Source organism: uncultured Streptomyces sp. (genome assembly GCF_947488945.1).
Classification (GTDB): domain Bacteria; phylum Actinomycetota; class Actinomycetes; order Streptomycetales; family Streptomycetaceae; genus Streptomyces.
This window is the reverse complement of sequence record NZ_CANLBS010000004.1, coordinates 138588-161439: the sequence shown is the minus strand read 5'-3', so window position 1 is coordinate 161439 and position 22852 is coordinate 138588. Positions and strand designations below refer to the sequence as shown.

21 protein-coding genes and 1 tRNA gene are annotated in these 22852 nt (G+C 71.8%); 7 read left to right on the top strand and 15 right to left on the bottom strand.

Annotated elements, in window-relative coordinates:
• Positions 1 to 64: 64 nt before the first annotated feature.
• The 3 genes from Q0994_RS07405 to Q0994_RS07395 all read right to left on the bottom strand — a co-directional run bounded on the left by Q0994_RS07405 (position 65) and on the right by Q0994_RS07395 (position 1449).
• On the bottom strand, positions 65 to 280 hold the full coding sequence (locus Q0994_RS07405; RefSeq protein ID WP_299531304.1) for a hypothetical protein: 216 nt from the start codon (positions 278 to 280) through the stop codon (positions 65 to 67).
• A 263-nt stretch (positions 281 to 543) separates the two neighbouring features.
• Complete coding sequence (locus Q0994_RS07400) at positions 544 to 897, bottom strand: hypothetical protein (RefSeq protein ID WP_299531353.1); 354 nt, start codon at positions 895 to 897, stop codon at positions 544 to 546.
• A 9-nt stretch (positions 898 to 906) separates the two neighbouring features.
• Positions 907 to 1449, bottom strand: a complete 543-nt coding sequence (locus Q0994_RS07395) for a flavoprotein (RefSeq protein WP_299530572.1) — start codon at positions 1447 to 1449, stop codon at positions 907 to 909.
• A gap of 131 nt (positions 1450 to 1580) precedes the next feature.
• Between Q0994_RS07395 and Q0994_RS07390 the strand changes: the two genes are divergently transcribed.
• Positions 1581 to 2765 (top strand): helix-turn-helix domain-containing protein, encoded by a 1185-nt coding sequence (locus Q0994_RS07390; protein WP_299530569.1) that lies wholly within the window; start codon positions 1581 to 1583, stop codon positions 2763 to 2765.
• A 698-nt stretch (positions 2766 to 3463) separates the two neighbouring features.
• Here the strand turns inward: Q0994_RS07390 and Q0994_RS07385 are convergent.
• Entirely contained in the window at positions 3464 to 3955 is a 492-nt protein-coding gene (locus Q0994_RS07385; RefSeq protein ID WP_299530567.1) for a hypothetical protein, read from the bottom strand.
• A gap of 306 nt (positions 3956 to 4261) precedes the next feature.
• Here Q0994_RS07385 and Q0994_RS07380 point away from each other — a divergent pair, with 306 nt between their 5' ends.
• Complete coding sequence (locus tag Q0994_RS07380) at positions 4262 to 4780, top strand: DinB family protein (protein WP_299530565.1); 519 nt, start codon at positions 4262 to 4264, stop codon at positions 4778 to 4780.
• Positions 4781 to 4928: 148 nt separating this feature from the next.
• Here the strand turns inward: Q0994_RS07380 and Q0994_RS07375 are convergent, their stop codons facing one another.
• The 5 genes from Q0994_RS07375 to Q0994_RS07355 all read right to left on the bottom strand — a co-directional run bounded on the left by Q0994_RS07375 (position 4929) and on the right by Q0994_RS07355 (position 10075).
• Entirely contained in the window at positions 4929 to 6623 is a 1695-nt protein-coding gene (locus tag Q0994_RS07375; RefSeq protein ID WP_299530563.1) for a cellulase family glycosylhydrolase, read from the bottom strand.
• 561 nt (positions 6624 to 7184) lie between these two features.
• On the bottom strand, positions 7185 to 7847 hold the full coding sequence (locus Q0994_RS07370) for a hypothetical protein (RefSeq protein WP_299530561.1): 663 nt from the start codon (positions 7845 to 7847) through the stop codon (positions 7185 to 7187).
• 213 nt (positions 7848 to 8060) lie between these two features.
• Positions 8061 to 8879: a hypothetical protein gene (locus Q0994_RS07365; RefSeq protein ID WP_299530559.1), complete on the bottom strand. Its 819-nt coding sequence runs from the start codon at positions 8877 to 8879 to the stop codon at positions 8061 to 8063.
• A 460-nt stretch (positions 8880 to 9339) separates the two neighbouring features.
• Entirely contained in the window at positions 9340 to 9810 is a 471-nt protein-coding gene (locus Q0994_RS07360; RefSeq protein WP_299530557.1) for a hypothetical protein, read from the bottom strand.
• A gap of 190 nt (positions 9811 to 10000) precedes the next feature.
• Positions 10001 to 10075, bottom strand: a tRNA-Val gene (locus Q0994_RS07355).
• A 362-nt stretch (positions 10076 to 10437) separates the two neighbouring features.
• Here Q0994_RS07355 and Q0994_RS07350 point away from each other — a divergent pair.
• From Q0994_RS07350 to Q0994_RS07335, 4 genes are all read left to right on the top strand, one after another.
• A complete protein-coding gene (locus Q0994_RS07350; protein WP_299531302.1) occupies positions 10438 to 11151 on the top strand; it encodes a DUF4097 family beta strand repeat-containing protein in 714 nt (237 codons plus the stop codon).
• Between the two features lie 167 nt (positions 11152 to 11318).
• The gene (locus Q0994_RS07345) at positions 11319 to 12692 is read left to right on the top strand and encodes a hypothetical protein (protein ID WP_299530555.1); all 1374 of its coding nucleotides are present in this window, start codon (positions 11319 to 11321) and stop codon (positions 12690 to 12692) included.
• 231 nt (positions 12693 to 12923) lie between these two features.
• Positions 12924 to 13538, top strand: coding sequence for a DUF4383 domain-containing protein (locus tag Q0994_RS07340; RefSeq protein ID WP_299530553.1), 615 nt, complete (start codon positions 12924 to 12926; stop codon positions 13536 to 13538).
• A 205-nt stretch (positions 13539 to 13743) separates the two neighbouring features.
• On the top strand, positions 13744 to 13962 hold the full coding sequence (locus Q0994_RS07335) for a zinc ribbon domain-containing protein (RefSeq protein ID WP_299530551.1): 219 nt from the start codon (positions 13744 to 13746) through the stop codon (positions 13960 to 13962).
• A gap of 173 nt (positions 13963 to 14135) precedes the next feature.
• Here Q0994_RS07335 and Q0994_RS07330 read toward each other — a convergent pair whose 3' ends face one another.
• The 4 genes from Q0994_RS07330 to Q0994_RS07315 form a co-directional block, all read right to left on the bottom strand.
• Positions 14136 to 14795: an O-methyltransferase gene (locus Q0994_RS07330; RefSeq protein ID WP_299530549.1), complete on the bottom strand. Its 660-nt coding sequence runs from the start codon at positions 14793 to 14795 to the stop codon at positions 14136 to 14138.
• 73 nt (positions 14796 to 14868) lie between these two features.
• Positions 14869 to 15606, bottom strand: coding sequence for an HAD family hydrolase (locus tag Q0994_RS07325; protein WP_363325537.1), 738 nt, complete (start codon positions 15604 to 15606; stop codon positions 14869 to 14871).
• A 251-nt stretch (positions 15607 to 15857) separates the two neighbouring features.
• The gene (locus Q0994_RS07320) at positions 15858 to 18311 is read right to left on the bottom strand and encodes a phosphoribosyltransferase (RefSeq protein WP_299530546.1); all 2454 of its coding nucleotides are present in this window, start codon (positions 18309 to 18311) and stop codon (positions 15858 to 15860) included.
• Positions 18312 to 18385: 74 nt separating this feature from the next.
• The gene (locus Q0994_RS07315; RefSeq protein ID WP_299530544.1) at positions 18386 to 19549 is read right to left on the bottom strand and encodes an HpcH/HpaI aldolase/citrate lyase family protein; all 1164 of its coding nucleotides are present in this window, start codon (positions 19547 to 19549) and stop codon (positions 18386 to 18388) included.
• A 259-nt stretch (positions 19550 to 19808) separates the two neighbouring features.
• Here Q0994_RS07315 and Q0994_RS07310 point away from each other — a divergent pair, with 259 nt between their 5' ends.
• Positions 19809 to 20771 (top strand): TerD family protein, encoded by a 963-nt coding sequence (locus Q0994_RS07310; RefSeq protein ID WP_299530542.1) that lies wholly within the window; start codon positions 19809 to 19811, stop codon positions 20769 to 20771.
• A 4-nt stretch (positions 20772 to 20775) separates the two neighbouring features.
• Here Q0994_RS07310 and Q0994_RS07305 read toward each other — a convergent pair whose 3' ends face one another.
• Positions 20776 to 21510, bottom strand: a complete 735-nt coding sequence (locus tag Q0994_RS07305; RefSeq protein ID WP_299530540.1) for a Tellurium resistance — start codon at positions 21508 to 21510, stop codon at positions 20776 to 20778.
• 164 nt (positions 21511 to 21674) lie between these two features.
• Positions 21675 to 22823, bottom strand: coding sequence for a DUF475 domain-containing protein (locus Q0994_RS07300; RefSeq protein WP_299530538.1), 1149 nt, complete (start codon positions 22821 to 22823; stop codon positions 21675 to 21677).
• Between the last annotated feature and the right edge of the window lie 29 nt (positions 22824 to 22852).

Here is a 22852-nt window from a genome sequence, read left to right as displayed (position 1 = left end):
GTACCCGGGGGGCGGTCCGATCGACGTCGATCGCCCCCGTGTGCGGCGGTGAGGCTTCACGGAGTCACCTCCAGGTGTCGAGGTCTCCGCCTCGCCACTCGATCAGGTCGGGCTGATCCAGTTCGGCTTCCTCTCCTTCCGGCACGAGGCCCGCGGCACGGAGGAAGGCAGCCACGTCGCCCCGACCGTGGGCCAGCCCCACGATCCGCCCGCGCACGGTCACGCGCCGCGCCCCTGCCGGGGACGGTGGGTGAACGATCACGGGCGGGTGTCCAGCCATGTCTCCAAGGTGCCCTGCCCCCGCCGCGACCGCATCCCGGAACGTTTCGCCCGCCCGGCAGCCGCTCACGGAGCCCGGCGGGACGGCGATCTTCACGCCGCCTTCACGCCGCTTTCACGGGGTGATCCGATAGACCGCATTCGGTCCGTCTCAGGGGCGGCGGTGGCGACGGGCGACCGGTGGCGACGGGGCGGCCGTGGCAACGGGGCGCCCGTGGCGACGGGCCGCCTGTCCGGAGCGACGGGGCGGGCTTCGGACCGCCGTCAGGCAGCCGCGCGCCTCGCGGATTCCGCCGTGCGCCCCGCCGTGTGCCTCGCGGATTCCGCCGCCGACCCCGCCGTGTGCCTGGGGGCGTCCGTCGCGGACCCCGCGGTGCGCCGCATCGGCTCCGCGGTCCGCGTCACCGGGCCCGCCGGGGCGTCGCCGCCGGACACCTTCCTCGCGGCGTCCACACCCTCCGCGCGGGAGACCTCGGCCCACTCCACCAACAGCCGCGCGTAGACGGTCTCGTCCTCCGCGGAGAGCCTGCCGCCGGCGGACTTCCACAGCGCGCGGATGTCCGCGTTGATCGCGGCGGACGTGCGCGCGGCTACGGGCGCGGGGGAGAAAGAGGGCATAGGTACAGACTACGGCGAGGGACTGACAACGGTCTCCACGGTTTTCAGCGCGGCGGCCCACGGAAAGCCGCCGGGCCGCGACTCCCCCGGCTGGTCGGGCACGAAGCCGCCGGGACCGTACAGCACGTGCACGCCCGCCTCCCGCAGAGTCTCCAACGACCGCTCGAACTGCGGATGCCGCACGTAGGCGGCGTTCGCGCACGGCATCGTCACGAGCGGGATCCCCTTGCCCAGCACCTCGGCCGCCACCCCCACGACGTAGGTCGAAGTGACGCCGAGGGCCCAGCTGTTGACCGTGTTGAAGGTCGCGGGCGCGACGAGAATCACATCCGCGGGCGGCCAGACATCCGGCTCGCCGGGCATCTTGTAGGTCGATCGGACCGGTCGGCCGGTGAGCGACTCCAGCGCCGGTAAACGGGGTTCGAGCCAGCGCGCGGCCGTCGGCGTCAACCCGACGCACACATCCCACCCCTGTGATTGCGCTTCCTCCACCACCCGCTCCACGTCGAGGACCGGAGGGGCCGCGGAGCCGAAAACGTAGAGAACCGCCATACCTCTCTTCCCACCTTCCCGTGGCCCGAATCGCGGAACAGCCGCCGGACCGGGTGCAATCCCGGCTGCGACGGCTCCGTGCGCGCCTTCGAGTGCGTACTTTTCTGGTGCAGACCAAGAACGGAGTACGCATGCCCGCACCGGACGGGGACCACACCGGTTCCCGTATCAAGGAACAGCGCAGACTGGCGCGGCTGACACAGCGTCAGCTCGCTTCCAGGATTCCTTACTCCTACAGCCTACTCAACCAGGTGGAATGCGGGGCCAAGCCCGCCAACCTCGATTTCGTCGCGGCCGTGGCGCAGGCCCTGCGGATCGACGTCGCCGTGCTCACCGGCCAGCCGTACGTGACCGAGCTGCGGCAAGACCGGCTGGCCGAACTCGTCCGGCCCATCCGCGAGGCGCTCGACCTCTACGACCTGCCCCCGGACGACACCGTCCCGGTCCGGCCGACCGAGAAACTGGTCCATGCCGCCGAGCAGTTGTGCGTCCTGGTCCGCGCGACCCACCTGCGCGAAGCCGCCCGGCTGCTGCCGTCGACCATCTCCGAACTGACCACGGCCGCCTGGCGGACCCCTTCCACCGAACGGTGGCGGGCGCTCGCCTCGACGTACCGCACGGCGCACGACATCAGCGTGAAGCTGGGCTACTACGACCTGTCCGCCATCGCCCTGGACCGCATGGACTGGGCGGCCCGGCGCGCCTCGGACCCGTGCCTGTCGGCCATCCGGCAGTACATGCGGGCGCTGGTCTACTTCCGGGAGGGTGAATACCGCATCGGTCAACGGCTCGTCGCGGCCGGGCAGGACCTCGCGGGCGGTGCCGGGGAGAGCCGGGAGGCGGTCGTGGTGCGGGGGCAGCTCCACCTCGGGGCCTCGGTCATCGCGGCGCGGGCCGAACAGCAGACGCTCGTCGACATACACATCGAGGAGGCCGAGCGCTGCGCGGAGCGGACGGGCGACGCCTCGGGGGTGCACTGGCTGTCCTTCGGTCCCGCCAACGTGGCGTTGCACCGGATGTCGGCGGCGATCGAGATGCGGCAGTACGACGACGCCCTCGCGCAGGCGCGCGCCATCCGACTGCCCGCCGGTTTCGCCACCTCCCGACGGGCACACTTCCTGATCGACCGGGCGCGATCGGAGATGGAAACCGGGCATACCGCGGCGGCGCTCGACTCGCTCGCGGACGCCCGGCGGGTGGCGCCGGAGCAGACCCGCTACCACCCGGGGGCCCGGGAGACGATCAAGGGCCTGGTGCACCAGACCCGCCGCACACCCGACACGCTCGGGCACATGGCGGCGTGGATCGGTCTGTGACCGGTCTGCGATCGGTCCGTGAGCGCGGCACGGACGACCGACGGCCGACACTCACGATTTCGTGAGCGTTGGGCCTTTCCCGACACGGCAGTCTGGTAACACCTGATCCACGAAGACCCGGGGACGCCATGGCCGCGAGAAATTTGCCACCGGTTACCGAACTCACGGAGCAACAGCAGCGCGGCTGGGCGTGCGTGTGGTGCACCTCCCCGCTCTCGACCGGAACAGCCGTCAACCTCGGCGAGCAACGCCACGCACCGGCCCACGGCGCCCCCTACTGGTGGTTTCCGCGGGCCTGCCCCGACCTCCGCGCCTGCCGCCTCCGGGAGGCGGCTCTCCAGGAGGCGGCTCCGGCGGGCGGCACCGGGCCGGGAGACGGGGTCACGCGAGTGGCCACCGAGCCGGGGCCGTCGCGGCCGGGGAGAACCGGCCGGTGCCCGACCGCCGCAGCCGGCACCTCCGCCGGGCACCCCACGGCCGGCAGCGCCCCCGTCTGACCGGCGGGACCCACCGCGGGTCCCCACCGGGCCGTTTCGGTTCGGTCCACGGGCGGGTTCACCTACGGTGTGTGGGCGGTCCGCAGGCCGCCGGTTCAACCAAGGCCCGAAGGGGGTCCGCAGGGCCGCCAATTCAGCCACGGCCCGAAGCAGGTCCGCGCGGCCGTGGGGCGGGCCGCGGGGCCGCGGGGCCGGGCCGGTTCAGTCCGCGGCTCCCCGCCGCGCCCCCTCGGGCCACACGACATCGACCGGCAGCCCGGCGGCCCGCGCCTCGGCCACGGTGTCTGCCGTGGAACCGCCCGAACCGGTGGGCGGGGTGCCGTCCCACACCGCCACGATCCGGTCCGCGCGCTTGATCAACTCGGCGTTGGCCGCAGCGTAAGCGGCATGGTCCGCGTTCTCGACCGGCAGCACATGGACCTCCACCGCCGCTTCCAGCAGGTGGTCGAAGACCGGGGCGTGGGTGGGGTCGACCTGCGCGTCGCGGTAGTCCTGCGAAGGCACGACCGCCACGAGCCGGCCGCCCATGGCGGTCAGCTCCTCGGCGAACAGGCTGTCGGCACCCGGCGCGAGGCAGGATATGCCGGTCAGATCGCCGCTGTACGGGCGCAGTGCCTCGCGCAGCGCCGCCCGCACCGTCGGCACGCTCCCGACGGTCAGGTCCGTGTGCCCGGTCACAGCGATGATGGTCACCTGAGACTCCTCAACTCGGCTCGTTACCGCTCGGCCCCGGCTCGTTCCGGCGCGACTCGTTCCGGCTCTGCTCGTCCGGCACGACTCGTTCCGGCGCGACTCCGGGGATGCTCCCGCATCGGCCGGACCCGTAGCGCCGGTGTGCGATGCGGTGCATACCCGTACGGATGCCCCGCCGTCCGCGGATCAAGCCGGGGCGCCGCCGACGATGCCCGGTGGCGCGCGCACCGTCCGGGAGGCGGGGCCACGGGCCACCCGTCCGATATCCCGGTGCGCTCCCCGCCCCTCCGGACTACTCTCCGCCGCATGCCGACTCCACGCACCCGCCCCGACTACTCCGCCGACGAGCGGACCCAACTCGTAGGCTGGCTCGACCTCCAGCGCTCGATCGTCCGGTGGAAGTGCGAGGGGATCTCCGAGGAGGACGCCCACCGCGCCGTCCTCCCCGGGTCCCCGCTGATGACGGTCGCCGGGATCGTCTCGCACCTGCGGTGGACCGAACACGGCTGGTTCCAGGTGATCTTCCGGGACCAGGAGGCCCACCTCAACCCGCAGTACGCCGAAGCGGTCGAGGAGGACGCCGACTTCATGGCGGACGGCATCCCGCTGGACCTGCTGCTGGAGGCGTACGACCGCGAGTGCACGGCCTCCAACTCGGTCTTCTCCGCCCACGCTCCGGACGCCCCCAGCCAGCACCCCCGCTTCACGTCCGGTGCGCCGTCGCTGCGTTGGATTGTGCTCCACATGATCGAGGAGACGGCCCGTCACGCCGGACACCTGGACGCCATCCGCGAGATCCTGGACGGTGAGCGGGGGTACTACTGACGCCCGGGCGTCCCCGTCGCGGGCCCGTCGCACGTGGGCTCGTCGCACGCGAACGTCGGCCGGCGGGTGGACCGCCGGCCGACGGAACCGCCGGGTCGGGAACATCGCCCCGGCCGGACGGATGAAGCAGATCAGGCCTTCAGGCGGGTCAGGCCGTCGTGCAGGCGCTGCCGTTGAGCGTGAAAGCCTTCGGCGCGGTGTTGCCGGAGCCCTTGGTGCCGATGAAGCCGAGCGTGGCGGTGCCGTTCACCGGGATCGACGCCGTGTACGCGGCCGGTGCGACGCTGACCGCCGAGCCGGTCTGGGTCGGGGTGCCGCCCCACATGGTGGAGACGGTCTGGCCGTCGGCGAAGGCGAAGCCGAGGTTCCAGCCGTTCAGCGCGGCCGTACCGGTGTTGCGCACGATGATCTCCGCCTGGAAGCCGCCGGGCCACTCCCCGGCCACCCGGTAGCCGACCGAGCAACGGACGCCCGGCGTCGGACCGCTCTTGTCGGTGGTGAAGGCCACCGCGGCCGACCGGGCCGAGCGGTTGCCCGCCGCGTCACGGGCGTAGACGGCGAAGCTGTACGCGGTGTCCGCCGTCAGGCCGTTCACCGTGACGCCGGTGGTGGTGGAGGACGCGACGGCGGTCTCGGTGGAGCCGGCGACCCGGACCACGTCGTAACCGGTCACGGCGACGTCGTCGGTGGCCGCCGGCCAGGACAGGACGGCCGAGGTGGCCGTCACCGCGGAGGTGGTCGGGGTGCCGGGGGCGGTGGGGGCCTGCGTGTCGCCCGGCGTGGAGTCGCCGAACACGGTGGCTTCCCGCGAGGTCTCGGCGATGCCGTCGGCGCCGTGGAAGATGCGCTCGCCCCAGGAACTCAGCCTGCTCGGGTCGAAGTTCACGGCGAGGTCGAGGATCGGGTCGGTGTTGCCGCTCCACGACCAGGCGAGGTAGCCGAGGCCGAGCTGCTCGGCGGCCGCCATCATGGTGTCCTCGTCCGGGTCGCCGTACTGGTCGGCGGGGCCGCCGAACTCACCGATGACCAGGGGCAGTCCGGCGTCCACGAACGCGTTCAGGTAGTCGGTGACCGCCTGGGCCGTGCTGTAGACGCTGTACATGTGGATCGAGAAGAGCAGGTTGCCCGTCGTGTCGGCGTCGTACACGGCTTGGGCGTTGGCCCGCATCACGCCCTGCCAGTCCTGGCCCCAGTTGGGCGCGTCCACCATGATCGTGTGGGCGAATCCGGCGGCCCGCAGCTTCTGGACGGCTGCGACGGTGGGCGCGGTCCAGCCGGCCGGGTTGGTGTTGCCCCAGGGCTCGTTGCCGATGTTGACGACGACGTAGTCCTCTTCGCCCGCCAGCACGTCCTTCAGGCTGATCCAGTAGTCCGCCGCGTGGTCCAGCGTGCCGGCGGCGGCGTCCTCGCCGTAACCGGTGGTGTCGTGCACCTCCAGCACACAGATGAGCCGGTTGGCCTTGCAGTCGTCGACGATGCCCGCGACCTCGGCGGGGCCGTTCCTCGTCCAGCGGTGGCCGTCGGAGAGAACCACCCGGACGGTGTTGGCGCCGAAGGACTTGATGTCGGCCAGCGACTGGGTCTGACCGGGGTACCAGGTGTGCGCGTGGTTGACGCCGCGCATGATGAAGTCGCTGCCGTCGCCCTCCACCAGCCGCCCGTCGGCGATGTGCAGCCCGGACGCCGCGGCCGGAGTTTGGGCGAGAAGGGCCTGAGCGGCAGGCAGCGGTTGGGCGGGGAGGGCTTGCGCGGCGGTGACCGGGACCAGCACGCCGAGCAGGACGGCCCCGAGTACGGCGACCAGGGTCTTCCACAGGGCGGGCAGGACGGACAGGGCGGACACGACGGCCGAGGGGCCCGTCGAGATGGTTCTCGCTGCGCTTCGTGCCGAACTCGTTGCTGATCTCACTGCGACTCCAGAGGGGTGGGGTGCCGGGTGACGCGAACAGACGTGAACAGTCGTGAACAGACGCGGTCGGTGTGCGGGCATGCGGAAGCAGACGGGAGACCGCCTGGCGTGGGAGCGCTCCCATGAAGCCAGCTCGCCGTGGACCCGTCAATACACCGCGCAGACTTCGACAACCCTTCGACAACTTCCCCGCCACGGGGTCCCGCCGGACGCGCCGAGGGGCCCCGCGCGGCGTACACGCGGGACCCCTCCGCGTCGGTCCGGCCACCCCGACGCCCTCTGCCCTCAGCCGCCGTCGCCGGATCGAGCCGGGCGGAGCGGGATCGGGCCCCGGCGCGGGCGTGGGGTTCAGGCCCCCCGGATCAGACCTCACCGATGAGGCGTGGGTGCACCAGGCTTTGGCGTATCAGGCCTTGGTGCGCCGGGACTTTGGCGCATAAGGCTTTGGTACACCGGGCTTCGGGAAGGGCCTCGGGCAGGTCAGGTCGCCCCGCATCAGGCCTTGGTGGTGCAGATGGCGTCGTACGGTCGGCCGAATCCCGGGAAGAGCTCGATGGGGTTGTTAGCCTCCGCCGGGCACTCCTCCGCGGTCTTGGTCAGGGCGAGCACCTTGTTTCCGCCGCTCGCGCAGGCCACTTCCTTAGCTTGGTCGTCCACGCAGTCGCCCACCACGAGCTGGCCGCCACCGGCGCCCGCGTCCCCGGGGTGGTCGCCGGAGAGGTTGCGGCCGCAGATCGTCTTGCTGGGCAGTCCGGCGGCGGCGTCCCCGCCGCCGATCGACACCTTCACCGAGATGATCTCGTCGGTTCCGGCCGGACACTGGATCGCCGCGGAGAGTATCTCCCCGCCCTTGACCTCCAGCGCCTTGATCGTCGCCTTCGGGTCGTCGCAGTCGAGGGCCTGGAAACCGTCCTTCCCCTCGCTCGTGTCCGGCCCCGCGCAGTCGCCGGCCTTCCACTCCTTGGCCGGCCGACTCCCACCCTTCGACGACCCGCCGTCGGTCGGACCGCAGGCCGCGACGGACCCGAGCACGAGGGCCGCCGCCAGCACGCCTCCCACCCGCCCCCGCAAGGCCGCGCGACCGTCGATGCGCCCGAAAGCGCGGGCGGTCGGTGCGGGACGGTGGTCCACGGGACGCGAAGGGACGCGGCGATTCATGTTGCTCCTCAGGTCTACGGCGTGACCGCGTAGCGCAACAGCGCTCCGGTGCACGGGAGTTCGCGCCTGTAGACGGAGGCGATGCGGAGAGCGGTTCCGTCCCGTCCGGTGCGGTTCCGTCCGGTGCGGTTCCGGGACCGTGGGCCGAATCCTGCGTCGGGCCGGGACGGAGAAGGCCGTGGTGCGCCTTCCCGCCCCGGCCCGACGTCCTGCCTAGCGCACGTCGACGTAGTCGCCGGTGGCGGTGGCGGTGCCGGTGGTGGCCGTGCCGCCGAAGGTCCAGCGCCAATAACCGTCCACCGAGGCGGTCACGGTCGTCTTCAGCGCGCCGGTGGAACCGGCGGTGACCTTCTTCACCGTGGTGTAGGTCGAGCTGTTCGCCTTGCGGAACTGCAGCGAGGCGGTCTGGCTGCCGTACCCGGCGTACTTGTGCGTCGCCCAGTCGGCGCGGGTGAGCGCGCCGGTCACGGTGAGGGTCTTGCCCTTGGTGACCGGCTCCGGGCCCGCGTTCACGGTGACGTTCGCCCACCGGCGCACGGGGGCGGTGACCGACGTGGTCTTGTACTCCTTCGGGCCGAGCGACCCGTCGGCGCGATACAGCTCAGCCACGACGCCCACCTTCCACGTACCCGCGTCGGCGCTGGAGTTGAGCTGCGAGGGCTTGATCCAGAGGGCGCCCTTGCAGTCGGCGACGCGTGTGCTCACCCGGTAGCAGGTGTAGCCGCCCGCGTAGAGAGCGTCGCGGGCTGCGATGCCCTTCGCCGGGGTGGAGCCGTGGTAGAGAAACGGTTCCGCGTTGTACCGGGACGCGTCGTCGACCGAGTACCCGGCCGGGACGGTGATCCGGAAGTTGAGCGACGGCTCCTTGGCGTCACTCGTGCCCACCACGATGGGCTTTCCGCCGTTGACCACGATGTTGGACACCGTGATCCCGGTGGACGCCGCCTGCGCCGCCGGAGCGACGGTGAGCGCGGCCAGCGCCACACCCCCCGCGAGCGCCAGTGCGGTGACGGACCTGCGACTTGCCTTCAATGAACACCTCTTCGCCTCGTACGAAACGTACGCATCCGGGCCCGCCCGCAAGAACATGATCACGTACGGGCGAGGAGGCCGGAGAATACCAACGGTGTGAACACCTTCGGGAGGCGGGGTGAACGGGGTGTGCCGAGACCGTGTGGGGCCCGGTCGTCCCTCACCACCAGTACAAGCTCCAATAGCCGGGACGGCCCGTTCATGCCGCACTCCCGTGAGCGGAAGCTGCTGCGCGCGCTGGTTCCGTCGCAGCGCAAACCCAAGACCGCCAGGCCCGTCCGCTCACCGAAGGGCCCCGGACATGACGTCTGAGATCTCCGACGACCCCTTTTTCATGGTCCCAGTCCAGGTCCGAAGACCGGGACCACCGGTGGGCGCGGACGGTTGCAAACCGCAGACATCTGTTCTGTGCGACGAGATGACTTTCGCCAGCCGGCGAACAGGAGAAGGTCTTGCCGCGCTATGGCCCCGTGGCCTCGAAGGCGAGGCGGTCGGCATGGACACGTGCCGCGAGAGCAACCAGCGAGCACTCGACCCGGGCCCCGGTGATCGGCGCGAAGTCCGTTACAGCACGTGCCGTGGAGAGGTAGTCGGAGGGATAGAACCGCCAGGCCTCGATCGAGCTCCAACCGGCCTGAACCTCGGCCGTCTCCGCATCGGCGGACGCCACACGAAGCCAAGCCGTGCACTGGTCGGAAAAGTCGTACGGCAGGTAGACGGTGCCACCCCCGCCATCGAGGCCGGCAATCTGCGAACTCCACTGCTTCAACAGACGCGAGAGTCTGAGGCCGAGGCCGCCGGGAGCCGTAGGTGAGTCGTCCAACTCCACGTAGTACGAATCGCATCGGTGCTCGTAGCAGCCGATACGCAGTCGTAGATCGGCGTGGGATCCCTTCGTACGGACACGTTCAAAGTGCAGCGGGACGTCCACCGGTATGAGAGGTTCCTTCCGATGGGAGATCTTCATGAGGCGCTTGCCGTCGATGCTGTGCCTCGTTCCCCTTAACGATCTGGGGGCCGCGGCTGCTCCGCTCTGCCAGGATCGAAGGAAGTCCGGGGACGCTGCCGTCACCTACTACCGTCAACGCCCCCGCAGCGGCTCGCTGCGGGGGCGTTCTGGCTGGTGGGCGCGGACGGTTTCGAACCGCCGACATCTGCTTTGTAAGAGCAGCGCTCTACCCCTGAGCTACGCACCCGTGGATGAGGGAACAGCGTACATGGCGCGGGCGACCTGCTCCTACTCCCTTCCTGCGGCCCCCGGTGGGGGGATAGCCCTACCCCGAAGACGGTGGGCGGCCGTATCCCACGCGGCGGGGCGGGTGCATACGGTGAGTGGTACCGGGCCACCTCCGGGTGACCAGCCGTCGCCCGGCGCGGCTCTCGAACCGCACCACCACCGCACTCGGCACATCGCACTCCGCACCACTTCTCTGGGGGACCCGTCGTGGACATCCGTACCGGCACACATCGCAGCGCGCACACCGGATCCGTCGCGCCCTCCCCCCGCCTCCGGCCGCGCGGGCGGGTGCTCGTCGGGGTCGGTGGGGCCGTCGTCGTGATGCTGGGGCTCAGCGGTTGCGGCAGCACGGACGCGGACGCGGCGCCCGTCGAGCGGAAGTCGTTCGCGCTGGAGGGCCGGGAGCTGACGATCGAGGCGGGGAACTCGTCGCTCCGGATCGAGCCGGCCGACGTGGAGCGGGTCGAGGTCGAGCGGCAGGTCGACGGGTGGGTGATGTTCGGCAGCGGCCCCGACCCGGTGTGGAGGATGGACGGCGGCACGCTCACGCTCAAGGTGGACTGCGACGCCATGATCAGCGACTGCGAGGCCCGTTACACGGTCAAGGTGCCGGACGGCGTCGCCGTGAACGTCGACGGCGACAACGGGAAGATCACCGCGACCGGCTTCGACACTCCGCTGGAACTCTCCTCGGACAACGGGGGCGTGGTGGTACGTGACGTCAGCGGGCCGCTGAAGCTCCGGAGCCAGAACGGTTCGGTGGACGCGAAGAACATCTCGGGCGCCTCGGTGGAGGCCAGGTCGGACAACGGCGAGGTCCGGCTGGAGTTCGCGGCCGTCCCCGACCTGGTGGACGTCGTCAGCCAGAACGGGCGCATCGACATCGACCTGCCGTCCGGCCGGGACGCGTACGCCGTGGACGCGGACGCCGACAACGGGGACGTCGACGTGGACGTGCCGCGCGACAGCACCAGCCACCACGTGGTGAAGGTACGCAGCGACAACGGCGGCATCACGGTCCGCAACGCGGGCTGATCCCGCCCGGCCTCCGCCGCCGGCTGCCCGCGGGCCGCCCTCCGCCTCGCACGTCTGACCCGCCAAGTCGCCTCCCGAACCGCGAACCTTTCGCCCCCGGTGTTCGTCCTTACTGGTGGGAGAATGGACCGGGCACAGGCAGTGGCGGACCAGCACGGGAGAGGCATGTGACGGCGACAGACGCGCGGTCGGCGAGGGCCGGTGGGGGGTCGGCGGTCGGAGGCGTCCGGGACGTCCTGACGCTGCTGCTGCTCCCCGTTCCGCTGCTCGTCGCCACGCTCCCCGCGGCCTTCGCCGGAGGCGGCACCCGCCGCTGGTTCGGCGGGCGCGACGAGAGCAGGCGGGCCGACGCACAGGCCGCCAAGGACGCCGCCGCGGCCGCGTTCTACGAGCTGGACACCGCCCAGCGCGATCTGCGGATCTCCATCGAGACGATCACGGCCGTCGACAGTTCTCCCCGCGCGCGCCAGGCGGTGGAGGAGTTCGCCGCTCTCGGCCGGCGCATCGACGAGGTGAGCCACGCCTACATCGAGGCCGTGGACGCCCACGACCTGGACCGCGACGACCTGGAGCCGTCCGTCGCCACCCAGGCCAGGACGGCGCTGACCCGGGCCAAGGACGACCTCGTGCGGGTCAGGGGCGAGCTCGACCGCTACGAGCGCGGGCTCGGGCCACTACTGAGCGGCGCGGAGACCCAGCTCGCCCGGCTCGCGCCCGCCGTGGAGCGGGCCCGGCAGGCCCTGCTTGGCGCGAGCAACGCCCTCGACGCGGTCCGCGCCACCGGCCTCAAGGCCGACGACCTCGCCGCCCGGCTCGCGGCGCTCGCCCCGGAGCTGACCAAGCTGAACGAGGGCGCCGGCCGGCACGGCGTGCCCGAGACACTCCGTCGCGCCGACCAGGTGCTGCGGGACGCCGAGGCCATCAGGACGGAGGCGGCGCGGCTGCCGGAGCGGGCCGCCGAGATAGACCGGCGGCTGGTGTCGCTGCGTACCCGGGCCGAGGCCCTCACCACCCGCTCGGGCACGGTCGAGCCGGTCCTCAGCGAGCTGCGGCGGCGCTTCTCCGCAGCATGCTGGCAGGACCTCCAGCCGGTTCCGGAGCAGGCCGCGGTCAATGTGCGCCGGGCCGAGGAGAAGCTGGCCGAGGCCGCCGAGGCGCGGGCGGAACAGCGTTGGGCGGACGCCACCTCCCGGCTGAGCACGGTCCGCGCACTGCTCAACGCCACGGACGAGGCGGTCTCCGCCGCCGGTGACCGGCTGCGGCAGCTCGACGCGGTCGCGGCCGACCCGCAGCAGGAGATCAGCCGGACCCGGTTCGCGGTGCGGGACGCCCAGCGCCTCGCGATGGACGGGCGCAACACCCCCGATCCCCGGCACGCCCGCCCCCTGGACGACGCGGTCGCCCGGCTGGAACGGGCCGTCGAGGGTCTGGAGGGCCGCCACCCCGACTACTGGCACTTCCTGACCGAGACGGACGCGGTGCGGCGCACCGCGGCCCGGGTCGTCTCCGACATCCGCGAGGAGCGCGGCGTCGGCGCGTAACCCCCCGGGCCCGCACTCCTGCCCGCGCGCCCCATGCCCGCACTCCGGCCGCGCACCCTCCCCTCCCCCAGGGCCCTCCCCCGGGGTCCTGCTTCCACCCGCGCCCCGCACCCACCACACCCACCGCACGCCCGTGCCGCCCCCACCTCGCCGCCCGACATCCCCTCCCCGCCCCGGTTGTCCGCCGTCCCGTGCGGGCCGATCCTGGAGGGGAACCCGGAGGAGGTCGGTATGCGGATCACGCGTGCACGCCTGAACACGCGCCTCGACGAGCAGATGCCCGTGGACCACCGGCTCAGCCGGTTCTACCGGGTGGGCGCGGGGTTGATGGGCCTGGTGCTGATCGTCTTCGGCATCCTGGGGCTGATCGACCGCATCGGGTTCTTCGACACCGGCGGCGACACCGTGGCCGGGCTCAGCACCAACGGTGCGCTGAGCGTGCTGTCGATCGTCGTCGGCCTGCTGCTGCTCGGCGGCATGGTCATCGGCGGGAACGTCGCCTCGACGCTCAACATGACGGTGGGCATCGCCTTCATCGCCAGCGGATTCGTCAACCTCGCGCTGCTCGACACCGGGCTGAACGTGCTCGCTTTCCGGATGCAGAACGTGATCTTCAGTTTCCTGGTCGGCCTGCTGCTGATGTTCTTCGGCATGTACGGACGGGTCAGCGGCGGGCTCCCGCACGACAACCCGTACTGGCGTGCGCGCCACCCCGACCTGGTCGCCCGCGAGGAACGGCGCCGGTACGAGCCGCCCCAGCCGGTGCCCGCGCCGCCCCGGCCCGCACCGCAACCCGCCGCCAAGCGCCACCGGCGCCCGTGGATCCGCCCGCGCCAGCACGCGTGAGGCGGCCCGACGCGCCCCGGCGGAAGGCCACGCCCCGTCGCGCCGCATCGCACGGCACCGCACCGCATCGCACGGCACCACCGCACCTCACCGCCCCGCACCGCACGACACGCCGCACAAGCCGCACCCCGTCGAAACCCGACGCGCCCGCCCCGGAGACCACGCCCCGTGGTCGGCGGGACCCGGACGGCTCTACTCTGTGCCCATGCCCCGTTACGAGTACCGCTGCCGCACCTGCGGCGACACGTTCGAGCTCAGCCGTCCGATGGCCGAGTCCTCCACCCCCGCCGCCTGCCCGGCCGGCCACGACGACACCGTGAAGCTGCTCTCCGCCGTGGCGGTGGGCGGTTCCTCGGCGGCGTCCCCCGCCCCGTCCGCCGGAGGCGGTGGCGGAGGCTGCTGCGGTGGCGGCTGCTGCGGCTGACCCGGCGGCACCCTGGGCACACCCCCGTACCGGGCGCACCCGCGTGCCGTGATCACCCGCGCACCGTGCGCACCAGGCCCGCCTGACCGTGCCCTCCCGCCCCGCTCCCTTCCGGCACCCGGCCGGAAGGGAGCGGGGCGGTCACGTCACCTGCCCGAGAGGGAGCGTCGCGGTCACTTCCGACGCGACAGCGTCAGTCCGTCCGCGACCGTGAGCAGCACGCTGTCCATCCGGGGGTCGGCCACCACGTGGTCGTTGAACTCCCGGATCGCCGCCGCTCCCCCGGTCGCCTGCGGGTCGACCACCCCGCCGTGGAACAGCGTGTTGTCCGTGGCGATGACGCCCCCGGGCCGCAGCCGGGGGACCAACTCCTCCCAGTACGCGATGTAGTTGCCCTTGTCCGCGTCGAGGTAGGCGAAGTCGATGTGCGGCTCGGCCGGCATCGCGCGCAGGGTGTCGAGGGCGGGGGCGATGCGCAGGTCGATGCGGTCCGCGACGCCCGCCTTCGTCCAGGCCTCACGGCCGTACGCGGTCCACGCCTCCGAGACGTCGCAGGCGATCAGGGTGCCGTCCGCCGGGAGGGCCCGTGCCATCGACAGTGCGCTGAAGCCGGTGAAGGTGCCGACCTCCACGATGTGCCGGGCCCCGGTCAGCCGGACGAGGAAGGCGAGCAGCGGCCCCTGTTCCTCGGCGGACTGCATGCCCGCCCGGTCGGGGAACCGGGCCCAGGTGGTGTCGACCAGTTCGCGCTGGACGGGGTCGAGCGGTGGGTTGTGCGCCAGCACGTAGGCGTACAGCTCGTCGGTGATCTTGGTGTCGTTGCCCTTGGTCACGGTGTCGCTCCCGATCGTCGTCCGTTGCGCCGGGGAGCAAGCCTGCCCAACTCCCCGGCGGCGCGCCCGCAGGTCAGCCGCGTGCCGCGCGTTGGAATCCGCGCAGGATCTCCTCACCGGCGAGGACGCCGCGTCGGTCGAGCGCCTCGACGTGCGGGGCGTGCCAGTCGGTGTCGGCGAGTTCGCCGTGTCCGGGGCGCCAGCCGCGGTCGGCGGCCATCAGCAGGTCGGCGTCGAGCAGCGAGTCGCCGGCGGCCAGGGTGAGGGTGGCGCCGGTGCGGCGGGCGACCTCGTGCATGGCGGCGCTCTTGGTGAGCGGTGCGGGCACGACGTAGATCTTCCGGCCCTGGAGGGAGACGGTCCAGCCGAGCGGGTCGGCCCAGTCGGCGAGTTCCTTGACCCATCCTTCGGGCAGCAAGGTCCGCTCGACGACGAGGTAGGCGAAGAGGTCCTCGGCGATGCGTTCCTTGAGCAGCCACGCGGGGTCGGTGACGGTGGCGAGGTGGGCGCGGATCTCGTCCAGCGGGGCGCAGCCGTCGGCGATCCGGGTGGTCACGCCGGCGTGCCAGCCGAGGTCGGTGACTCCGTCGACGAGCAGGTGCCCGCCGTTGGCGACGATGGCGTACCGGGGGGCGGGGCCGGGGAGCCGGATGCGGTGGTACTGCTCGCGGGTGCGGGTGGTGGTCGGTACGAAGAGGGTGGTGCGGCCCAGTTCCTCCAGGAGCGCGGCGGAGGTCTCGGTGATGTAGGAGAGGGGTTTGTGGCCGTAGACCTCGACGCAGAGGAGCCGGGGCGCCTCGTGGTCGGCCATGGTGAGCTGGAGGGCGCCGGTGGAGTAGATCAGGGTGCGGTCGAGGTCGCTGGCGACCAGCACGGCGGGGTCCGTCGCGGGCGCGGCCTCGGTTTCGGGGTCCACGATGACGGCGGCGGTGACGGTGACCGGCACCTCCGCGGGCGGGGCGGGGAGGGAGGGCTCGACCGGCGGCGGGGGGACCGCGGGGTCGGCGGGCGAGACCGTCTCCAGGGAGGGAAGCGCGTCAGCGGGTACGGCGTCGGGTGTGGTCACTTCTCGGTCACCGCCTTGCCGTCGGCGCCGGTCGCGCCCCGCGTGTACTGGGGGTGGATCAGGCCGACACAGCTGTAGGGAAGCCCGTCGACCTCCTCGACGGGCACGCCCCGCTGGGCCGCGAGCAGGCGTACGTGGTCGAGGTCGGCGCCCGCGCCCCGCTGGGCGAGGATCTTCCAGGGTACGCGGCGCAGCAGGACCCGGGTGGTCTCTCCGACGCCGGGCTTCACGAGGTTGACGTCGTGGATGCCGTACTCCTCGCTGATGCGTTCGACGGCCGCCCAGCCCTCCCAGGTGGGGGCGCGGTCGGCCGCCAGCAGTGCCTTGGCCTCGGTGTCCGCGGCCTCGGCGACCTCGTCGAAGCGGGCGGTGATGGTGTCGAGGAAGTGGAGGGAGACGTCGGCGTCCGCCAGTTCGCGGTAGAACTTGCCGCCGTGGAAGTCGTGGGGCCCGACCAGATCGGCGCGCAGGACGGTGCGTGAGATGAGCCCGGACACGGTGGAGTTGAGGCAGGCCGACGGGATGAGGAAGTCCTCGCGGGTGCCGTAGGTGCGCACGCAGCCGCCGGGGTCGGCGAGCACCGCGATCTCCGGGTCGAACCCCTCGAAGCCGGCGAGGGCGTCGGCGAGTTCGCGGGTGATGGCGCCCTTGCCGGTCCAGCCGTCGACGAAGACCACGTCGGCGGGGTCGTGGTGGGCGGCCAGCCAGCGCAGGGCGTTGGCGTCGATGCCCCGGCCGCGCACGATGGAGACGGCGTAGTGCGGCAGGTCGATGCCGTGCCGGTGCTGGGCCCAGCGGCGCATGAGAACGCCGACGGGCGTTCCGGCGCGGGCCAGCGACACGAGTACGGGCCGGGGGCCGCGTTCGGCGAGGACCGTCTCGGTGACGGTGCCGACGGCTCGGGCGACGCGCGCGGCGGAGGTCTCCAGCGCGGCGGTGAAGAGCGCTTGGTATTCCGGGCTGGGCTGGTACTCGACGGGCAGCGACTCGGCGTAGTGGGCGCCGCCGCTCTGTATCGCCTCCTCGCGCTCCTCGGTGGGGGCCTCCAGCTCGGTTCCCGAGAGGTCCTGGAGCAGCCAGCCGACGTCCTCGGCGGGGTACGAGGAGAAGTCGGGGCCTCTGAGGGGTTCGGGCAGCATGGCGGCCTCCTGCCGTTCGGGGGTGTACGAGGGGACGACCACGAGCAGGACCCGGCCGGTGTGGGCGGCGAGGCGGGCCAGCAGCCCGTCGGGGGCGTGGAGTTCGGGCGTGTCGGCGTGGGAGTCGACGACGGCGACGATGGCGTCGAAACCGGCTCCGGCGACGTTGTAGGCGTACCGGTCGCCGGGGCCGTCGGCCGGGTCGTCGTGGGCCGGGAAGACGAGGCGGCTGCGGATGGCGTAGCCGGGGTCGTCCACGGCGAGGACGGGCGAGCGGGTGGTGGTGGAGTAGCGGACCTCGGCGGCGGTGCGTTCCTCCAGGGCGGTGCCGAGGCGCAGCGGGGCGTACATGAGCTCTTCGAAGCCGAGGACGAGGACCTTGCGGGCGTCGCCCAGGGCGCCGGTTATTCGGTCGGCCATCTCGGGCAGGGCCGCTTCGAGCGCGGTGCGGTGGGCGGGGGTGAAGCCGTGCCGTCCGCCGTCGGGGACGCCCGCCGGCCAGTCCAGGGCGACCCGGACGCAGGGGGCCGCCGGGGTGCCGGGGAGCGGCGGGGTGGCGGCCAGTTCCTCCTGTGCGGCGACGAGCTCCTGGCCGCGTTCGAGGACGCCGTCGGGCAGGCTGACCGTGCCGGAGCTGCGGGTCACCAGGTCGACGCGTGCGCCCACCTCGGCGGCGAAGCCGGTGAGCCGGCCGCGGTCCTCGGCGGACCGCATGTCCACCAGGGCGACGATGACGTACCGCTCGCGCGGGTGCAGCGCGTGCAGGGCGCGGATGGTGTTGAGGACGGTGTTGCCGGTGGAGAACTCGTCGTCGACGAGGACCAGCGGGGCGGGGGCGGTGCCCGGCGTGCCGAGCAGCAGGGTGCGGTCCTCGGGGAGCAGCAGGTGCGAGGTGGCGTGCGAGTGCGACTCCTCGAAGCCGCCGGCGGGCGCGACGCCGGGCACCGGGCGGCGGGTGGAGTGGAGGTAGGTCGCGGTGCCGAGGCCGTCGGCGACGGCGTGGCCGAGTCCGGTGGCGGTCTCCGCGTAGCCGAGGACGACGGCCCGGTCGGCCTCGTCGCCGAGCAGCTCACGGACCCGGCGGCCCAGTGCGACGCCGGAGCCGTGGACCACGGACGGCAGCTGCGGCACGTGTTTGCCGAGGATGTTCGACACCAGCAGGTGGGCCCGCTTGGGGTTGCGCCTCAGGGCGAGGCCCAGCAGGTCCTGGAGATCTCCGTCGCCGTCCAGCCCGACTCCGAGCCGCTCGGCCACCCAACTGCCCGACCACACCACGTCAACCGTCTCTTCTCTCGTGGCACGGCCGCTCATCGGCGCGCGCCAGGTCCGTCTTGGCCGGCCGGCCGCGGGTTCCGGGCCGCGGCCCGGCGCGGGGCCGGGCGCACTCAGTCCCCGACCGCGGCGGCCAGCAGCTCCACGAAGCCGATGTCCTCCCGCGCCACGCCGAACACCTCCGCGCGTTGCAGGGTCCGCCGGGCCCAGGCCCGGTGCGGCTTCACTTCGTTCATTTTGTTCGTGTAAGCGGAGCGCAGCACCCCGCCGCCGCCGCGCTCGGGCCGCAGGATGTCCTGGGCGTCGCTGAACTCCTCGTGACTGACGACGGACAGCGCGTGCACAGGCTCCACGTGGGTGGGATGGATGCAGGTCTTGCCGAGCAGGCCGTTGGCCCGGTCCAGCTCGATCTCGCGGAGCAGTCCGTCGAGGTCGTGCTCGATGAGTTCGGTGCGCAGCTTCTCGGCGCTGCCCTCCTGGAAGGGGCTGCGGCGGAGCTGCGGCTTGAACATGCGTTCCTGGTGGCGGAAGTACTCCCAGACCGGCCCGGTGATGGTGAAACCGGTGCCGTCGGCCCGCCCGAGCATGTTGACCACGTCGCCGATGACGGCGGAGACGATCTGGACGTCGTACGCGGTCATGGCGGGGGCGCGTCTGAGTCCGTAGGCGGAGCAGAAGTCGGTGACGCCGAGGCGGAGCGCGAGGACCCGGTCGCGGTGGCGGCCCACCAGGCGGGCTATTCCGCGCAGCGTCTCGGTCCGCGTCTCCAGGTGCATGAGCTCGGGGGATTCGAGGACGGGCATCGCGAACAGCCTTTGTCCGCAAGCCTTTTCGGCGTTACCGAGGGCGGTGAGGAACTTCTCGCCGCGCCCTTCGGTGAATTTCGGCAGGACGAATCCGGAGAGCAGCCGGACGGTGTCGCCGAGCCGTTCCACCAGGTCGGTGATCTGTTCCGGCTCGCGGACCCGGATGAAGAGCAGCGGGACGTCCGCCTCGCGGCGCGCGAGGTCCGCGAACTGGACGACGAGGTTCTCCTCGGCGCCCTCGACGTCGGCGTCGTCGATCGAATCCTCCAGGCAGAGCACCATGGAGACGACTCCGCGGCCCGCCTGCTTGATCACGTCGTCCGCGAGCCGCGGGCGGGTGGCGGGGCTGTAGAGCGTGGCGCCGAGCGCTGCCGAAAGCACCGGGGCCGGAGAGCTCGCGTCGAATGTGCACGGTTCCCGGAAGAAGAGGTTCTCCCGGACAGCAGGCGAGATCTGACTGAAATGACGCATGTTTTCCCCCGAACTGCCTGATCGATCGTGCAACGCATGGCCGGTAATAGTACGTACGAACACGTGTCCGCAGTTCCCCGCATATGTGAACTTCGGGTTACCCGCCCGTGGCAGGAGCCTCCGCACGGTAGGCTCTGCCCCTTTCTCACGGTTCCACGCCGGGAAGGCACCCTTCGGGCACACCCCGGAGCCGCGCCACGCCGAGCTGTTACGGCCCCCGCGTTGTTCGGACGTACCGCCAACGGGCAGGATGACCGGCATGACGCACGCGATGGTGAAGGGTTCGAACGTCCCCCTCGGCACCACGGCCGTACGAGCCGTGCTGCGCTGGACCCCGGGGCCGGGCGTGCCGGACGTGGACGCCTCCGCCCTGCTGCTGGGCGCCTCCGGCCGCGTGCGCTCGGACGAGGACTTCGTCTTCTACAACCAGCCCCGCCATCCGTCCGGCCTGGTGCGACGTCTGCCCAAGCGCAGCTCGGGCGAGTTCCTGACCGACGGCGTGGAGGCCGACCTGACCGGTCTGGACGCCTCCGTGGACCAGGTGGTCGTCGCGGCGTCGTCGGACGGCGCCTCCTTCGAACACGTCCGCGATCTGCGGATATCGCTGTTCGACGCGGCCTCGCCGGACGCCGAGCCGCTCGCCGTGTTCGACGTCCGGCCGGAGACGGGCGAGGAGACCGCCATCATCTGCGGCGAGTTCTACCGGCGCGGGGACGGCTGGAAGTTCCGCGCGGTCGCGCAGGGGTATCCGACCGGGCTGATCGGTCTCGCCACGGCCTTCGGGATCTCCGTCGACGACTCCGATCAGGAGCGGCCGGCCGACGAGGGCCCTCAGGCGTCCGTCCCTGCCTCCGGGGGCCAGCACGCCCGCCGCCCGGCCCAGGACCCCGACGCGATGGCCACCGTGCTGCATCAGCAGCCCGCCTACGGCTACCCGCAGCCGGACGCCCCGGCGCCGCCCGCCACCTCTCCCGCCCACGCGCGGCCCGCCGCCGCGCAGCCCGCCTACGGCTATCCCCAGCCGGGTGGCTACGGCTACCCGCAGACCGGCGCGGCCCCCGCCGCGTCCGGGTACGGCTACCCGCAGCCGCACGCCGTCCCGCAGGCGCCGCCGGTCCCGCCCGCGGCCCCCGCCCACGGCCGTCCGCGGCCCGCGGCGCGGGACGGTGCCGAGGCACCGTTCCGGCTGCCGCCCCAGGGGCCGCAGTTCCTGCGCGCGTGAACCCTCACGCACGCGTCTTGTAGCCGCGGCCCCACTGCATGCCGAAGCCGAAGAGCCGGTCCAGTTCGGACTGGAATCCGTAGACGAACTTCACCTCGCGGCGCACGATCAGCTCCCCCTTGACGTTGTCCACGGTGAACACGGCGCAGGACCGGGCCTGCGGGGCGCGTTCGTCCAGCTCGATCTCGATCCGCGGGCCGTTGCCCGGATAGAGGGTGACCTTGGCGTGCGTCCGGTCGAACGCCGGCGTCTGGTCGTAGATGTAGACGAAGAACAGCAGCCGCTTGAACGACTCCCGGTGGTCGAGGTTGACGTAGAGCGTCTCCCCGGAGGGCGCGCCGAAGCGGTCGTCGCCGCTGAGCCGGATGTACGGCGGTGTGTTCAGGTCGCCGATGAGGTTGCCCAGCGGCTGCACGACGCCCTTGGTGCCGTCGGCGAGCTCGTACATGCAGCCGAGGTCGAGGTCGACGTTGACCATGCCCTGGGTGTGCGCCTGCACGACGTCGGGCTTGAAGAGCTGGAGCGGGCGCAGCAGCCGCCCGCCCTGCCGCGACCTGCCCTCGATGTCGGAGGTCCGCATCCGCCAGGAGAGGTTGACCCGGAGGTTCCCGGACACGGCGCCCTGTTTGTCGAGCGACACGGTGGCGTGCCGCTTGGAGAGCGTGATCGCGCTCGTCGCCGAGGTGCCCGCGTCGAACTGGGCGTTGCGCCCCGGCCACAGGCCGTCCCAGAAAGCCATCCCGCCCCCTTGTGTTCTCCGCGGTGCCGGTGTCCCCGGCCGTCGCGGCCCTCGCGTACCCGTACAAGCCTGCGGGGCGGCCACCGGCACCGGTTCCGGGTGTCCCGGAGAGCCGTCGCCGTGTGGGCCGCCCCGCAGAGAGCGTTCCCTCAATCCCTACCGGGTCACACCCCGGAGGTGACTTCCGCCTTGGAATCGCTGCCGCCGTCGCCGCCGCCGGCCGCCGCGATGGCCTTGTTGCGGCGCACCGAGGACCAGAACGACCAGGCGATCAGGACGACACCGACGAGACCGGTGATGATCTCATTGATCTCGTACTGGATGGTGACGAGCAGGATGACCGAAAGGGCGCCGATCGCGTAGTGGGCGCCGTGCTCCAGGTAGACGTAGTCGTCCAGCGTGCCCTGGCGGACCAGGTAGACGGTGAGCGAACGGACGTACATGGCGCCGATGCCGAGGCCGAGGGCCATCAGCACGATCTCGTTGGTGATGGCGAACGCGCCGATCACGCCGTCGAACGAGAAGGACGCGTCCAGGACCTCCAGGTAGAGGAACATGAAGAACGCGGCCTTGCCCGCGAGGACCACGGCGGAGGCGGGCTTGCCCGACTTCCTGGCCTCTTCCTCGGCCTCGTGCTCGCGCTCCTCCTCCTCTTCGAGCTTGTTCTCGAAGAAGCCCGAGAGACCGCCGACGACGAGGTAGGTGATCAGACCGGCGATACCGGACAGCAGCACGGTCGACGCCTTGTCGACGTGGCCGCCGCCGTGCTGGTGGGCGTGGGTGGCGACGGTCATCGAGGCGATCAGCAGAACGATCAGGGCCACGCAGACCGACAGCATGTCGACCTTGCCGAGCTTGGCGAGCGGGCGCTCGATCCAGCGCAGCCACTGGACGTCCCGGTCCTCGAAGATGAAGTCGAGGAAGATCATGAGCAGGAACATGCCACCGAAGGCCGCGATCGACGGGTGCGCGTCCGTGACGAGTTGCTTGTACTGGTCAGGGTCGTTGAACGACAGGTCGATGGCCTCGATGGGGCCGAGCTGGGCGCTGATCGCGACGATCACGACCGGGAAGACCAGCCGCATGCCGAAGACGGCGATGAGCACGCCGACCGTGAGGAAGATCTTCTGCCAGAAGGCGCTCATCTTCTTCAGGATTCCGGCGTTGATCACCGCGTTGTCGAAGGACAGCGAGATCTCCAGGATCGACAGGATCGCGACGACGCCGAAAGCCTGCCACCCCCCGTAGAAAATCGCCGCGACCAGGCCGAGCGCGGTCACCGCGAACGACCAGCCGAAGGTTTTCAGAAGCACTGGCTACCCCATCGTGTTGTAACGGGTCT